Source organism: Pseudoduganella sp. OTU4001 (genome assembly GCF_038440195.1).
Taxonomy (GTDB): Bacteria; Pseudomonadota; Gammaproteobacteria; order Burkholderiales; family Burkholderiaceae_D; genus Rugamonas.
The window spans coordinates 142,046-157,463 of record NZ_JASATG010000008.1 but is presented as its reverse complement, the minus strand read 5'-3'; the positions used below and the strand labels follow the sequence as shown (position 1 = coordinate 157,463).

Annotated in this window: 10 protein-coding genes; 5 read left to right on the top strand and 5 right to left on the bottom strand. The window is 63.2% G+C overall.

The window, feature by feature from the left end; genetic code table 11:
- Window positions 1–8: 8 nt before the first annotated feature.
- The 3 genes from AAHE99_RS10110 to AAHE99_RS10100 are packed head-to-tail and all read right to left on the bottom strand — an operon-like array spanning window position 9 to window position 3,086.
- Entirely contained in the window at window positions 9–1,109 is a 1,101-nt protein-coding gene (locus AAHE99_RS10110; protein WP_342116934.1) for an alkene reductase, read from the bottom strand.
- 13 nt (window positions 1,110–1,122) lie between these two features.
- Window positions 1,123–1,923 (bottom strand): 2,5-didehydrogluconate reductase DkgB, encoded by an 801-nt coding sequence (gene dkgB / locus AAHE99_RS10105; protein WP_342116933.1) that lies wholly within the window; start codon window positions 1,921–1,923, stop codon window positions 1,123–1,125.
- Window positions 1,920–3,086, bottom strand: a complete 1,167-nt coding sequence (locus AAHE99_RS10100) for an MFS transporter (protein ID WP_342116986.1) — start codon at window positions 3,084–3,086, stop codon at window positions 1,920–1,922. Before AAHE99_RS10100 ends, dkgB begins: the two co-directional genes overlap by 4 nt.
- Window positions 3,087–3,187: 101 nt before the next feature.
- On the opposite strand from AAHE99_RS10100, the gene AAHE99_RS10095 reads away from it, so the two are divergent.
- On the top strand, window positions 3,188–4,096 hold the full coding sequence (locus AAHE99_RS10095) for a LysR family transcriptional regulator (protein WP_342116932.1): 909 nt from the start codon (window positions 3,188–3,190) through the stop codon (window positions 4,094–4,096).
- 32 nt (window positions 4,097–4,128) lie between these two features.
- Window positions 4,129–6,096, top strand: a complete 1,968-nt coding sequence (locus tag AAHE99_RS10090) for a peptidase U32 family protein (protein ID WP_342116930.1) — start codon at window positions 4,129–4,131, stop codon at window positions 6,094–6,096.
- On the opposite strand, the gene AAHE99_RS10085 is transcribed toward AAHE99_RS10090, so the two are convergent.
- Window positions 6,067–6,600 carry a hypothetical protein gene (locus tag AAHE99_RS10085; RefSeq protein WP_342116927.1) on the bottom strand — a complete coding sequence of 178 codons (534 nt, stop codon included), beginning with the start codon at window positions 6,598–6,600 and terminating at the stop codon, window positions 6,067–6,069. The genes AAHE99_RS10090 and AAHE99_RS10085 overlap by 30 nt on opposite strands.
- Before the next feature lie 96 nt (window positions 6,601–6,696).
- On the opposite strand from AAHE99_RS10085, the gene AAHE99_RS10080 reads away from it, so the two are divergent.
- The 3 genes from AAHE99_RS10080 to AAHE99_RS10070 are packed head-to-tail and all read left to right on the top strand — an operon-like array spanning window position 6,697 to window position 13,301.
- Entirely contained in the window at window positions 6,697–10,509 is a 3,813-nt protein-coding gene (locus AAHE99_RS10080; RefSeq protein WP_342116926.1) for a CHASE domain-containing protein, read from the top strand.
- A gap of 60 nt (window positions 10,510–10,569) precedes the next feature.
- The gene (locus AAHE99_RS10075) at window positions 10,570–11,049 is read left to right on the top strand and encodes a hypothetical protein (RefSeq protein ID WP_342116924.1); all 480 of its coding nucleotides are present in this window, start codon (window positions 10,570–10,572) and stop codon (window positions 11,047–11,049) included.
- 5 nt (window positions 11,050–11,054) lie between these two features.
- Window positions 11,055–13,301 (top strand): putative bifunctional diguanylate cyclase/phosphodiesterase, encoded by a 2,247-nt coding sequence (locus AAHE99_RS10070; RefSeq protein ID WP_342116923.1) that lies wholly within the window; start codon window positions 11,055–11,057, stop codon window positions 13,299–13,301.
- Here AAHE99_RS10070 and fusA read toward each other — a convergent pair.
- Complete coding sequence (fusA, locus tag AAHE99_RS10065; RefSeq protein WP_342116922.1) at window positions 13,298–15,412, bottom strand: elongation factor G; 2,115 nt, start codon at window positions 15,410–15,412, stop codon at window positions 13,298–13,300. The genes AAHE99_RS10070 and fusA overlap by 4 nt on opposite strands.
- Window positions 15,413–15,418 lie beyond the last annotated feature (6 nt).

Genomic DNA, 15,418 nt, shown 5'->3' with positions numbered 1-15,418 from the left:
TTGCAGGACTAGGCAGCAAGCGCGGGATAGTCGGTCAGTCCGCGCGCGCCGCCGCCGAACAGTGTTTCGCGATCATGTTCGTTGAGCGGTGCGCCGATGCGCAAGCGTTGCGGCAGGTCGGGGTTGGCCACAAAGGGCCGGCCGATGGCGATCAGGTCCGCCCACCCTTCCCTGATTGCTGCGCGGGCGCGCTCGCCGGTGTATTTGCCGGCATAGATCATGACGCCCGGGTAGGCGGCACGCAAGGCCTGTTTAAAGGCGACCGGCATCAAGGGCGCGTCGTCCCAGTCCGCCTCGGCGATGTGGATGTAGCCGACGCCGATTTCCGCCAGCCGCGCGGCAGCTGCGGTATAGGTTTCTTCCGGATTGGCGTCGACGCAGCCGTTTAGTGTGGTCAATGGCGCCAGGCGGATGCCGACCCGCGCGGCATCGCCGGTTGCAGCCACCAGGGCGCGCGCTACCTCGTCGAGGAAGCGCAAGCGGTTTTCCAGCGTGCTGCTATATTCGTCACTGCGGTTGTTGGCGAAGGAATCGAGGAACTGGTTTATCAGATAGCCATTGGCACCATGCAGTTCGACGCCGTCGAAACCGGCCGCCATGGCGTTGCGTGCCGCCTGGGCGTACTGCTCGACGATTTCCTTGATCTCGTGGGTCTCCAGGGCGCGCGGCGCGGAGGCCTGTGCGGAGCCGGGCAGACCGCCCTCGCCTTCGATAAACACGCGCACTCCTTCCGCCTGGATCGCGGAAGACGATACCGGCGCGGCGCCCCCCAGCAAGGACGTGTGGCTCAGGCGGCCAACGTGCCACAGCTGCGCGAAGATGCGGCCGCCCGCGGCGTGTACGGCATCGGTGACCTTGCGCCAGCCGTCGATCTGCTCTGGGCTGTGGATGCCGGGCGTGCCGGCATAACCCTTGGCCATAGGCGAAATATAAGTGCCTTCGCTGATAATCAGGCCGGCGCTCGCGCGCTGTGCATAGTATTCAGCCATCAGCGTATTGGGCACATCGCCAGGCTGCGTGCTGCGCGAGCGCGTCATTGGCGGCATGACGATGCGGTTTGGAAGTTCGAGCGCGCCAAGGCGCAGGGTTTGAAACAATGGGTCTTGCATGGAGTTCTCCTGATTAGTCCCAGGCCGGGGCCAGGCCTTCGGGGTTGACGAGACGGCCGTTGCGTTCAAGCGCGGCGATGCTGGCCATGTCTTCTTCGGTGAGGCGCAGACTGGTTGCAAGCAGGTTGCTCGCCAGGTTTTCACGCTTGGTCGACGATGGGATGACGGCGTAGCCAAGCTGCATGGCCCAGGCCAGCGTCACTTGCGCTGGCGTCGCGTGGTGCCGCCGCGCGATGGCGCCGATCACCGGATCCGTCAGCAGTTGGCCGTAGCCGAGCGTCATATAGGACGTGATATGGATGCCCTGCCCTCGCAGGAATTCCACCAGCTTGTGGTTCTGCAGGTAGGGGCTCAGTTCAATCTGGTTGGTGGCGATCTGCGCGGCGCCGATGGCGGCAATGGCGCGCTTGGTATATTCGATGTTGAAGTTCGAAATGCCGATTTGGCGCGCCAGGCCGCGCTCGCGGACCGTTGCCAGGGCGACCATGTACTCTTCGACTGGTACGCTGCTGAGCGGCCAATGGATCAGCGCCAGGTCGACATAGTCGGTGCGCAGTTTGGCCAGGCTCTCTTCGAGGCTGGCGATCAGGCGGCCGGCCGCGAAGTTTTCGTTCCAGACTTTGGTGGTCAGCGACAGTTCGTGACGCGGCACGCCGGACTCGGCGACGGCGTGGCCGACTTCCTCCTCATTGCCGTAAATCTGGGCAGTGTCGATGGCACGGTAGCCGACTTCGAGTGCGTTGCGCACTGAGTCGAACGCGGCCTGGCCTTGCAGGCGGAAGGTGCCTGCGCCGAAAGATGGGATAGTCATCAAATGCTCCTTTGTTGATCGAGGCGGCCGCTCCAGGCGGTGAGGCCCACAGCGGCCAGGGTGACGATGCCGGCAATCCAGGGCGTGTGGATCAGGCCAAGGCGGCTGACCACCAGGCCGCCCAGCGAAGCGCCAATGGCGATGCCGACGTTAAATGCGGAAATATTGAAACCGGCGGCGACTTCCACCGCATCGGGTGCGACCCTGTGGGCCTGCTGCACGACATACGATTGCAAGGCCGGCACGCTGCCGAAGGCAAAGGCGCCCCAAGCCAATACGGTGAGCACGACGAAGACCGGATTTGGCGCAGTGAATGTCAGTGCGACCAGTACCACGGCCAGGCCGAGGAAGACCTTCTTCAAAGCGCTGGTCGGCCCGTCGCGGTCGGCCAGCTTGCCGCCCCAGACATTCCCGACTGCCACAGAGATGCCGTAGGCGAGCAGTACGACGCTGACGGCGGCCGGCTTGAAGCCCGAAACATCCTGCAGGATCGGGGCCAGGAAGGTGAAAGCAATCAGCGAGCCGCCATAACCAACGGCCGTCATGGCGTACACCAGCAGCAGGCGTGGCTGCAGCAGGACGCGGGCCTGGCGCAGCAAAGGCGCTGCTGGCGCGTTCTTGATATTGCGTGGCACGAACAGGAGCGCGCCGACCAAGGCAACCAGGCCGAAACCGGCCACCACCAGGAAGGTGGCGCGCCAGCCGAAGTTCTGGCCGATCCAGGTGCCAAGCGGGACGCCGGTGACAAAAGCCACCGTCATGCCGCCAAACATGGTGGCGATGGCGCTGGCGGCCTTTTCCTTGCGCACCAGGCTGGTGGCAATCACCGAGCCGACCGAAAAGAAGACACCGTGCGCCAGCCCGGTCAGGATGCGGGCCAGTATCAGCGAACCATACCCCGGCGCCAGCCAGGCGGCGACATTCCCGGCAGTGAACAAGACCATCAGGCCCACCAGCAGCGGACGGCGCGGCACTTTGCCGGTCAGCGCGGTCAGCACGGGGGCGCCGACGGCAACCGCCAGCGCGTACAGGCTGACCAGCAGTCCAGCCGACGGCAGCGTCACGCCCAGGTCGGCGGCAATGGTCGGAATCAGGCCGACGATAACGAATTCAGTGGTGCCGATCGCGAACGCTGCGATCGTCAAGGCAAGTAGTGCGAGTGGCATGTCCATTTACTCCATCTGTTGGGAATGGACGCCACTCTACCGGGCGGGCTCTTGCGGAGAAAGCCGTGTTTCCGCGAAAGATATTTGAATATAATTCAAAGATGAAGACGACACTCGACGAAATGCAGGCATTCATTGCCATTGTGACCATGGGTTCCATCAGTGCCGGCGCCGAGCGCCTCGGGCTGACCGTTTCGGCTGCCAGCCGCACCCTGACGCGCCTGGAAGAAAAGCTGGAAACCACCCTGGTCCGCCGCACCACCCGCCGCCTCGAACTGACCGAGGAAGGCAAGGCATTCCTGGAGTGCGCGCGCGGCATCGTCGCCAAGGTCGAAGAAACGGAAGAGAAAATGTCGCTGCGCCGCCAGGGGCCGGCCGGCCGCCTGCGCATCGATGCGTCCACGCCGTTCATGCTGCACGTGATCGTACCCCTGGTGAACGGCTACCGCGAGCGCTATCCGCGCGTCGAACTGGACTTGAACAGCAACGAAGGCATTACCGACTTGATGGAAAAGCGTACCGATGTCGCCTTCCGCATTGGTCGCCTGCGCGATTCCACGCTGCACGCCACGCCAATCGGCACCTCGCGCCTGCGTATCCTTGCCAGCCCATCCTATATCGAACGGCATGGTGCGCCTGCTGCCGCCGCCGACCTGGCGCACCATACGCTGCTGGGTTTCAACCAGCCCGAATCGCTGAATGACTGGCCACTGCAGGACGCGGATGGCCAACCGCTGCACATTACCCCGCACATCTACACTTCGAGTGGAGAAACGCTGCTGCGCCTGGCCCTGAACGGTGCCGGCATCGTCTGCCTGTCGGATTTCCTGAGCAACCCCTACCGCCGCGAGGGTCGGCTGCGCCAGTTGCTGGCCGATGAAACATTGGAGGTTCGGCAACCGATCAATGCCGTCTACTACCGCAATACCGCCCTCTCCGCCCGGATTGCGTCGTTCGTCGACTACATGAAGGAAAAACTGGGCGAGCGCGGCTTCGATGTGCCGGTATAATATCTCCCCTTGCAAATGTAGGGTTATTCAGAATGTCTTTGCTTGATCACGAGCTCGAACTGCTGGCGCCAGCCAAAACTGCGGAAATTGGCCGCGAAGCTATCCTGCACGGCGCCGATGCCGTGTATATCGGCGGCCCTGCCTTCGGCGCCCGCCATAACGCCAGCAACCCGATCGAGGATATTTCCTCGCTGGTGGAATTCGCCCATCGCTACCGCTCGCGCATCTTCGTGACCATGAACACGATCATGCACGACTCCGAGCTCGAACTGGCCCGCAAGCAGATCTGGCAGCTGTACGAAGCCGGCGTCGATGCTTTGATCATCCAGGACATGGGCCTGCTGGAAATGGACCTGCCGCCGATCCAGCTGCATGCCTCCACCCAGTGCGACATCCGCACCGTGGAAAAGGCGAAGTTCCTCGGCGACGTAGGCTTCTCGCAGCTGGTGCTGGCGCGCGAGCTAACCCTCGACAAGATCAAGCAGATCCGCGCGGAAGTCGATACTCCGCTCGAATACTTCGTGCACGGCGCACTGTGCGTGGCTTTCTCGGGCCAGTGCTACATCTCGCACGCCGACACCGGCCGCAGCGCAAACCGCGGCGATTGCTCGCAGGCCTGCCGCCTGCCATACACGCTGTCCGACAACCAGGGCCGCGTGGTGGCGTTTGAAAAGCACCTGCTGTCGATGAAGGACAACGACCAGAGCGCCAATATGGAAGCACTGGTCGATGCCGGTATCCGCTCCTTCAAGATCGAAGGCCGCTACAAGGATATGAGCTATGTGAAGAACATCACGGCCAATTACCGCCTGCTGCTCGACGAGCTGCTGGAGCGCCGTCCGGAGTTCGCGCGTGCCGGCAGCGGTCGCACCCGCGTGCTGTTCACGCCGGACGTGGACAAGACCTTCCACCGCGGCCATACCGACTACTTCGCCAATGGCCGCCAGGGCGATATCGGCGCCTTCGACTCGCCGAAATATGTGGGCGTTGAGCTGGGCGCCGTGGTGCGCATCGGCGGCGACCATATCGACGTCATCACCAACGCGCCGATGGCGAATGGCGATGGCCTGAACTACATGAACAAGCGCACCACGGTCGGTATCCAGGCCAACAAGGCTGAAAAGCTGGGCGATACGGAGGACGGCCAGCGCTGGCGCGTTTTCCCGAACGAGCCGCTGGCGACCCTGCCGGGCCTGAAGGTTGGCACTGTGATCATGCGCAACCGCGACCACCAGTGGGAAGCGGCGCTGCACAAGAAATCCTCCGAACGCCATGTGGGCCTGCAGCTGACGCTGTCCGAACAGGCTGGCGGCCTGCGCCTGTCCATCGTCGACGAAGACGGCATCGTTTCCACCACCGACGCGGCCATCGAATTGCAGCCGGCTCAGAATGCGGAGCAGGCTGAAAGCGGACTGCGCGCGAGCCTGGCCAAGATGGGTAACACCATGTTCGTGGCCGACCATGTCGAACTCAAACTGTCGCAAGCCTGGTTTGTTCCATCCTCCGTGATCAATGCCCTGCGCCGCGACGCCGTGGCGGCGCACGAGGCGGCGCGCCTGGCGGCCTGGCAGCGTCCGGAGCGCAAGGCGCCGGCGGAGCCGCGTGCCATCTATCCGGATACCCAACTGAGCTACCTGGCCAACGTCTATAACGAGAAGGCGCGCGAGTTCTATCACAAGCACGGCGTGCAGCTGATTGCCGCCGCCTACGAATCGCACGAGGAAGCCGGCGAAGTACCGCTGATGATCACCAAGCACTGCCTGCGCTTCTCGTTCAACCTGTGCCCGAAACAGGCCAAGGGCGTGCAAGGCGTACAAGGCCAGGTGAAGGCCGAGCCGATGACGCTGGTCAGCGGCGACCATACCTATACCTTGAAATTCGACTGCAAGCCGTGCGAGATGCACGTGGTCGGCGCCATCAAGCCGGGTATCCTGAACTCCCCGCCTCCATCGGCTGTGCCTTACAGCCCCTTAGTGTTCCACCGCAAGCGTCCGCAGTAAGCCGCGCGCTTCCGCCAGCAAGCCCTCAGCGCAGGGCTTGCCGGTCTTCGATTCCCTTAACGTGACGTGCCAGAGGCCGATCACCCCGGCCAGCTGGCTCTCGTCGCGCGCCTGCTCGATGCGGCGGATAAGATCGGCGGCCAGCAGGCCGAGATGCTTTTTTGCGGCGGCGACCATCAGTTCGCGCGCAGCGGCGACGGCCGGTTCGATCGCCACACTGGGGGGCGGGACGGGGGCCGGAGTTGGCGCCGCAGCGCGCGGCGGTGCCGACGCGATACCGGCCAGCCCTTTGCGCAGCAAGGCTTCCACCGCTTCCAGCATTTCGTCTTCAGGCAGCCAGGTATCTATTTCGCCCAATGCTTTCTGGCCATCGAGCAGGATCAGCACCGAGCGCTGGCGTGCCGACAGTTCGGCGCTGCGCTGGCCTAGTTCTGCGCGGCCGGCATTGGTCTTGCCAAACACCGTGGCGCGCAAGCGAATTCGATTTTCAGGAGTGACATGCATTCCTTAATGCTACGAGGCAATTGTTACACGATCATTTCAACCCCGCATAACAGCCCTGTGATATAAAGGCAGCACCATCGACCTGCCCACCCAAACATGCCCTCTCGCCTCCGCACGCTCACAGCCTTGCTGCTCGCTGCGGGGGCATATTATCTGCTGGCACGCCTCGGCCTGATGCTGGCACTGGCGCAAAGCAACGCCAGCCCGGTATGGCCGCCTTCCGGACTCGCCTTGGTACTGCTGTTGCGGTTTGGCCGCCATTTGTGGCCTGCAATTCTCATCGGCGCGTTTGCCGCCAACCTTGCCGTCTTCGTCAATAACCAGGCCGCATCGTTTCCGGTCCTGTGCGCCGCATCCCTCAGTATTGCTATCGGCAACACCGCTGAAGCACTGGTTGCCGACTGGCTGATGCGCCGCTTCCGCATCGAGAAGCTTGAGCTGCAAGCCCAGCGCGAGGTGTACAAGTTTGGCGGCTCGATTGCCATTGCGGCGCTGGCTTCGGCCGCCGTGGGCATGCTGACGTTGCGCCTGTCTGGCATCATCCCGCCGGAACTGGGCACGCAGGTGATCGCTACCTGGTGGACCGGCGACTTCCTTGGGCTGCTGCTATTGGCGCCATTGGCGATGGCGATTCCCTCCCGCCCCGCCTGGCCCTCGCTGAAGCCTGCGCAGATAGTGTTCCTTGCCACGCTGGCAGCGGCAACGCTGGCGGTCTTCATGAGCGACTCGCGTCTCCAGGTCAACCAGTACCTGCCATACGCCCTGCTGCTGTTCCTTGGGCTGGCTGCGGTCAAGCGCTGGCGCTCCATGATCCGTGCTGCCCTGGCTGTCATCGCCGGCATTGCGATACCGGCCACCGTGATGGACCATGGGCCGTTCGTCTCCGGCGTCCTGCACCATTCCCTGCTCTCGTTGTGTACCTTCCTTGCCATCAGCAGTATCCTGGCCCTGGTGTTGGCAACGGAGGATGACCCGGCCCTGTCGGAAGGCTATGTGTGGACCCCGATCATGACGCTGCTGGCATGCATGGCCATTACCGTCGCTGCCTGGGGCTGGATCACCGCCGATACCGAATCCCGTACGCGCGAACGCTTCCAGCGGGCGGCCGACAATGTGCGCGAAACCATCCGCATCCGGCTCGAATCCTACGAATCACTGCTGCGCGCTGGCAGCGCCCTGTTCGATGCCTCGCTCAGTGTCGAGCGCGAAGAATGGCACCGTTTCGTGGCCGGACTGGACATGCAAAAGCAGTATCCCGGCGTGCTCGGCGTCGGCTTTGCCCGTTTCGCTCCCGGCGGTGCGGCTGCCGAACTGGAAAAGGAAGTCCGAATCTGGCCCGCGGGGAAACGCGAGCTTTATGCGGCCATCATGTTCCTTGAGCCGCGTAACGAGCGTAACCTGTTCGCCATCGGCTACGACATGATGTCCGAACCGACCCGGCGCGATGCCCTGGTCGCCGCCATGCAAAGCGGCAGGATGACCGCCAGCGGGCCCATTACCCTGGTGCAGGAAATCAGCGGCCCGAAGCAGGTCGGTTTCCTGGTCTTCAACCCAGTCTATGCCGCTAACAGCGCGGGCCGCCGTGAATTGCTCGGCTTTGTGTATAGCCCCTTCCGTATGGGCGACCTGATGCAGGGCATGTTCGGCGACGGGCTGCGCGAGGTCAGGCTCGACGTCCATTTCCAGGACACCAGGGGCCAGTTGATGTACACCAGCACCCGCCCGGGCGAAGGCCAGAGTTTCACCCGCCTGGCCAGCGTGCAACAGATCCCGATCGGCGATAACGGACAAACCTGGTCCCTCAGCATCCGCCCCACCGCCCTGTTCGACGCCAGCGTAGACCAGGGCAAGTCCTTCCTGGTGCTGGTGATGGGCACCTTGATCAGCCTGCTGTTCTTTGGCACCGCCCGCAACCTGGTGCGCGAACGGATCGCGGCGCTGCGCGCCAAGGACCAGTCGGCCAGGCAGCTGGAACAGCAAACGGCCAGCCTGGAAGAATCGGAGGCCCGATTCAAACTCCTGACTTCGCACATCCGCAACCATGCCATCGTACTGCTCGACCCGAACGGCACCGTCACCACCTGGAATGAAGGCGCTGAGAAGCTGTTCGGCTACCGCAGCAGGGATATTGTCGGCCAGCCACTGCAGTTGCTGCTGGCCGAAGGCGATGCCATCACCAGCATGACCCTGGCGCTGGAACACGGGCAGGATGAGGCAACCGCCTTGCGCCGCCGCCAGGATGGCAGCACTTTCCTGGCCCTGACCCAGCTCTATCCGGTGCGCGACGACCATGAGCGCTGCATCGGCTACGCCATGATCCTGCGTGACGTCACCGCAGAAAAGGCCGCCGAAAAGGAGTTGAACGACGCCAAGACGCAGGCCGAATCGGCCAGTGCGGCCAAGAGCGCCTTTGTTGCGAATATCAGCCACGAACTGCGCACGCCGATGAACGCGGTGCTTGGCCTCAGCCAGATCCTGGGCCGTACCCCCTTGAACGCGGAACAGCGCCAGTACCTTGACATGGTATCGGGCGCCGGCCGCTCGCTGCTGGCCTTGCTGAACGACGTACTGGACTTCTCAAAGATCGAAGCCAACAAGCTGGAACTGGCGGACGACGATTTCCTGATCGATGACGTGCTGGGCGCGCTGGCAGCCGTCATGGCCATGACCCAGGCAGAAAAAGGGCTGGAGCTGTCCCTCAACGTGGAAGCGGATGTGCCGCTGTCCCTGCACGGCGATGCCCAGCGCATCCAGCAGATCCTGCTCAACCTGGTCAGCAACGCCCTGAAATTCACCGAGAAAGGCACGGTCAGCGTGCATGCCAGCCGCGATCCGGCCTCACCCGGCATTTTGCGCTGGGAAGTCAGCGATACCGGCATTGGCATCAGCGCCGAGCAACTGCAGCGCCTGTTTGCCCCCTTCAGCCAGGCCGATGCATCGATGGCGCGCCGCTATGGCGGTACCGGCCTGGGCCTGGCCATTTCGCACCGCCTGTGCCAAATGATGGGCGGTACCATTGAAGTCGTGAGCACACCGGGCCGTGGCACCACCTTCACCTTCCGCATGCCGCTGCGGGAGGGCAAGCTACCCGACCCGTATGTATTGGGCGGGGACCGCAGCAATTGGCGCGTGCTGTACGCCGACCCGAGCGATGCAATGCACGACGACATGGTGCAGCTGGCAAAGCGCTGGGGCTGGCGCTGCGATACGGTGGTGAATGCAGACGGCATCCAGCATGCTGTCCAGGCTGCCCGCTACCAGCTGCTGGTGTACGACTTCCGTCTTGCCGACGCAGCGCGCAAATCCGGCGTGCCAAACCGGATCAGCCTGCGCAGCCGCTTCGAACAGACCGACCCCACTCCGGGCCACGACCCGGAACTGCTGCGGCCCCTGACGCGTTCCGCCCTGTTCCATGCCCTGTCCGGTACGCCGGAAAATACGGTGGCCCAGCCCGCGCCGCGCCCGGCGGCCGCCAGTGTGGCGCCGCCGCCCAAAGGTGCGTTCACCTCCGGCAGCAAAGCGCTGGAAGGTTTGTCCATCCTGTTGGCGGAAGACAATGCCTTGAATCAGCTGGTGGCGCGCAGCATGCTCGAAGCGGTCGGCGCCAGCGTCCACATCGCCGAGAATGGCGAACAGGCGGTGCATTTCCTGCGTGAAGGCAAGACCCCGGTCGACCTGGTCCTGATGGACGTGCAGATGCCGGTCATGGATGGATTTGCGGCGACCCAACATATCCGGCGTGAGCTCAAGCTTGACCTGCCGGTGCTGGCCATGAGCGCCGGCGTGACCCTCGGCGAGCGCGCCGAATGCGATGCCGCCGGGATGAACGGTTTCGTCGCCAAGCCCGTTGATGGGGATGACTTAATAACAACAATTTTACAATTTGTTCATGCTGGGGAGCGCAATTGAAATCGTAAGAATTGACACAAAGGCTATAATTAAAAAGCAGTCATTATTTTGTGGAAATAAATGAAAAAGCTTTTGCTCGGGGCTACTTTTGCTGCCCTGTCGTCGCCGGTCCTGGCCGACACCTTCACGACCATCGGCAGCCAGCCTTTATCCGAGCTTTGGGTAAATCCCGGCTTCTATTCGTATCACTTCCAGCGCGACAAAGGTTTCGATGACACCAATCCGGGCCTGGGTGTCGAATACCGTTTCACCAGCGTCGCTTCGGCCACCGCCGGGCGTTTCCACAATAGCGACCGCCGGATGTCGAATTACGCCGGCATCTACTATCAGCCATGGGCGCTGGGCCCGCTCAGGCTGGGCGCCGTCATCGGCGGCTTTAACGGCTACCCCAAAATGCGCGACGGCGGCTGGTTCCTGGCCGCCATTCCAGTAGCCAGCATTGAATACCAACGCGTCGGCGTTAATTTTGCTATCGTACCTACATACAAGGAACGTTTGCATGGCGCCTTTTCGGTCCAGCTCAAGTTCAAGCTGATGTGATTCCAATGAACAACCGCGCATCCATCGAGCAACTGCAGGCCAGCCCATTTGCCGGGCTGCAACGCCTGGCACGCTTCATTTGCGGAAAGGACGTCCCGCTGGAAGACCTGATGGATGAGCACACCCTCCTCTCCTACCTGCCTGAGCACGCCACTGATGAGCAGCGCAGCGCCCTGGCCGACGTCGCGCAGAACGCGTTGGCCCAGGAGGAGCTGCGCCACGGCCTGGCCCGCGCCAACGGATTCCTGGCCGGATTTGCCGAGCACGCGCCGGCACCGCTTTGGATCAAGGATGCCGAGGGCTCCTTCGTCATGGGCAGCTGCCTGGAGGGCCAGGAAGGTGCATTGGACAACCCGGACGTCACCAAGACCATGGAAACCACGGACGAGGGGCGCCGCCACTGGCTGGTGCACAAATTTCCCATCCATGTGAACGGCGAATCCTTCACTGGCGGTTCGGCCATCGATGTCACCACCGAGGTGGAGAAAGAACGCGCCCTGATCCGCCACGATAATTTCTACGTCCTGCTGTCGCGACTGAGCGCCCTGATCCCGCGCTCACGCACGCTGGAACAGCTGTGCCTGGACGCCTGCCGCCTGGCCGCCCACCAGCCGGGGCTGGATTGTGCCGCCATTTCGCGCAAGGACGACGATGGCAGGCTGGTCCTGTATGCTTCCGCCAGCCGCGAGGGCCAGGAACGCCATTGGCATCACGGCGAGACCCCGCCGGACTGGCTGGCCGCCGAACTGGCGCTGCACGTGATGGCCACCGGCCGTGTGCAGTCCGGTTCGCGCAAGGGACATGAGATCGCCTCCTGCATGGCGGTACCGCTGTTCGTCAATAACCAGCCGTGGGGTGTCGCCACCTTCTACTCGCGCCGCGAACAGCATTTCGACGCCTTCTACCGTGAACGCGCCGGCGAATTGAGCAACGAACTGAGCTACGGCATTGAGCGCCTGGTCAATGCGCAGGAAATGCACCGCCTGGCCCGCACCAATGTGCTGTCCGGCCTGCCGAGCCGCTTGCAATTCGAAGAGGAAATCGCCGCCCTGGCCGCCTCCGATGCACGCGGCACCGTGCTGCTGCTGAACATCAACCGTTTTGACGAAATCAGCTCCGCCTACGGCAATGCCGCAGCGGTGGGCCTGATGCGGCATATCGCCCAGCGCCTGCGTTCGGTGATCGCGGAAAGCATGCTGCTGGCCCATGTCGGCGTCGGCCGCTTCGCCATTTTCCTGCCGGCGCACGGCACCCAGACTGCGGCTGAATTCATCCATGAAACAGCCGTGCCGATGCTGCAGGGCGCCTACCAGGTCAAGGAACACAAGATCTGGTGCACCATCAACGCCGGCGCCGCGGCCTTGCCCGACGACGGCACCACCGCCGACGAATTGCTGGTCAAGGCATGGGATGCCCTGGCCGCTGCGCGCGACCTCGACCTGCGTTTCGGCCAGTACGACCGCGCCGCGGACCGCGTGGTGGCGCGCCAGATCAGCCTTGAAGTGGAATTGCGGGATGCCCTGGAGCGCCAGGAGTTCGTCAACTTCTACCAGCCGAAGATCGACCTGCGCACCGGCAAGCTGACCGGCGCCGAAGCACTGGTGCGCTGGCGCCATCCGCAGCGCGGGCTGGTGTCGCCGGCCGAATTCGTGCCCGAACTGGAACGTACCGGCCTGGTGATCGCCGTCGGCCGCCAGGTCATGCAGCGCGCCATGCAGGACTGGCGTGCCTGGCACGATGCGGGCCTGGTGCCGCCGCAAATTGCGGTCAACGTGGCGCCGGCCCAGTTCCGCTGCGATTCGCTGTTCAGCGATATCGAGCATGCGCTGCACACGGCGGGCGCCGACAATCAGCCGCTGTCGATCGAGATCACTGAAAGTTCGCTGGTGTCGGACCACGACCGCGTGGTCGAAATCCTGAGCAAGGTGCGTGCACTGGACGTGCCGGTGGCGATCGACGATTTCGGCACCGGCTACTCCTCGCTGTCCTACCTGGTCAGCCTGCCGGTGGATGTGATGAAGATCGACCGTTCCTTCGTCACCCGCATGTCGCAGGACGCAGGCTATATGGGCCTGGTCAGCACCGTGGTCTCGCTGGCGCACAACCTGGACCTGAAGGTGGTGGCCGAAGGCATCGAAACGGAAGAGGAAGCCAAGCTGCTCAAGCTGCTGCGCTGCGAACAGGGACAGGGCTACCTGTATGGCCACCCTGTCCCGGCCGACGAATTCGCGGCCCTGCTCGAAGCAGCTTAATGCCGCGGGGCGGCGCGCGCCGTCGCCACCTGGTCGAGGATATGCTTCGGCACCGCGGCGTAGTGCTGGAACTCCATGGTATAGGTCGCCCTGCCCTGCGTCAGCGAGCGCAGCGAAGTCGAATACCCGAACATCTCAGCCAACGGCACCAGCGCGCGGATCTGCTTGCCGCCACCGCCCGGTATTTCGTCCATGCCCTGCACCATGCCGCGCCGGGTGGTCAGGTCGCCCATCACATTGCCCATGAATTCTTCGGGCGTTTCCACTTCCACGTGCATCATCGGCTCCAGCAGCTGGGCGTCGGCCTTGCGCATGCCTTCCTTGAAGGCCATCGAGCCGGCCATGCGGAAGGCGTTCTCGTTCGAGTCCACGTCGTGGTATGAGCCGAAGGTCAGCGTGGCGCGCACGTCGACCACCGGGTAGCCCGCCAGCACGCCTGAATTCAGCGTCTCGCGGATGCCCTTTTCCACCGCCGGGATGAATTCGCGCGGCACCACCCCGCCCTTGATCGCATCCACGAACTCAAAGCCTTTGCCAGCTTCCATCGGTTCCAGTTTCAGCACCACGTGGCCGTACTGGCCCTTGCCGCCGGACTGCTTGATGAATTTGCCCTCGATATCGCTGACCGCTTTCTGGATGGTTTCGCGGTACGCCACCTGCGGCTTGCCCACCGTGGTTTCCACGCTGAACTCGCGCCGCATGCGGTCCACCAGGATTTCCAGGTGCAGCTCGCCCATGCCGGACATGATGGTCTGGCCCGATTCCTCGTCGGTGTGGACGCGGAACGATGGATCCTCCTGCGCCAGCCGGTTCAGCGCCACCGCCATCTTCTCCTGGTCGGCCTTGGTCTTCGGTTCCACCGCCTGCGAAATCACAGGCTCGGGGAAGACCATCTTTTCCAGGATGATGACGTGGTCCGGCGCACTCAGCGTGTCGCCGGTGGTGACGTTCTTCAGCCCCACCGCCGCCGCAATATCGCCCGCGAACACTTCCTTGATTTCCTTGCGCTCGTTGGCGTGCATCTGCAGAATGCGGCCCAGGCGCTCCTTTTGCGATTTGGTCGGGTTATAGACCGTGTCGCCCGAGTTCACGATGCCCGAGTACACGCGGAAGAACGTCAGCTGCCCAACGAAAGGATCGGTCATGATCTTGAAGGCGAGCGCAGAGAACGGCTCGTCATCCGAGGGATGGCGCTCGATCTCCTTGTCGTCTTCATCATGGCCGGCAATCGCCGGCACGTCGACCGGCGACGGCAGGTACTCGATCACCGCGTCCAGCATGGCCTGCACGCCGCGGTTCTTGAAGGCGCTGCCGGCCAGCATCGGCACGATCTCGTTGCGGATGGTGCGCGCCCGCAGCGCGGTCTTGATCTCGTCTTCGCTCAGGGTCTCGCCGTTCAGGTATTTTTCCGTCAGCTCGGGCGTTGCTTCAGCGGCGGCTTCCACCATATGGTCGTGCCACTTCTGCGCCAGCTCCTGCAAGTTGGCGGGGATATCTTCGTAGGTGAACTTGACGCCAAGCGTCTCGTCGTCCCACATGATGGCGCGCATCTTCACCAGGTCCACCACGCCGTGGAAGTTTTCTTCGGCGCCGATGGGAATCTGGATGGGCACAGCAGTACCCTTCAAGCGGTCCTTGATCTGCTGCTGCACGCGGAAGAAGTCGGCACCGACGCGGTCCATCTTGTTGACGAATGCCAGGCGCGGTACTTTGTACTTGTTCGCCTGGCGCCACACGGTTTCCGATTGCGGCTGCACGCCGCCCACGGAATCGTAGACCATGACGGCGCCATCGAGCACGCGCATCGAGCGTTCGACTTCAATCGTGAAGTCGACGTGACCCGGCGTGTCGATGATATTGATGCGGTGCTCGGGGAAATTGCCGCCCATGCCTTTCCAGAAAGCGGTGGTGGCTGCCGAGGTGATGGTGATGCCGCGCTCCTGCTCCTGCTCCATCCAGTCCATGGTCGCGGCGCCATTGTGCACCTCACCCAGCTTGTGGTTGACCCCGGTATAGAACAGGATACGCTCCGTCGTCGTGGTCTTACCAGCGTCGATGTGGGCGCTAATGCCGATATTACGGTAACGCTCGATAGGTGTCTTGCGGCTCATCACAAT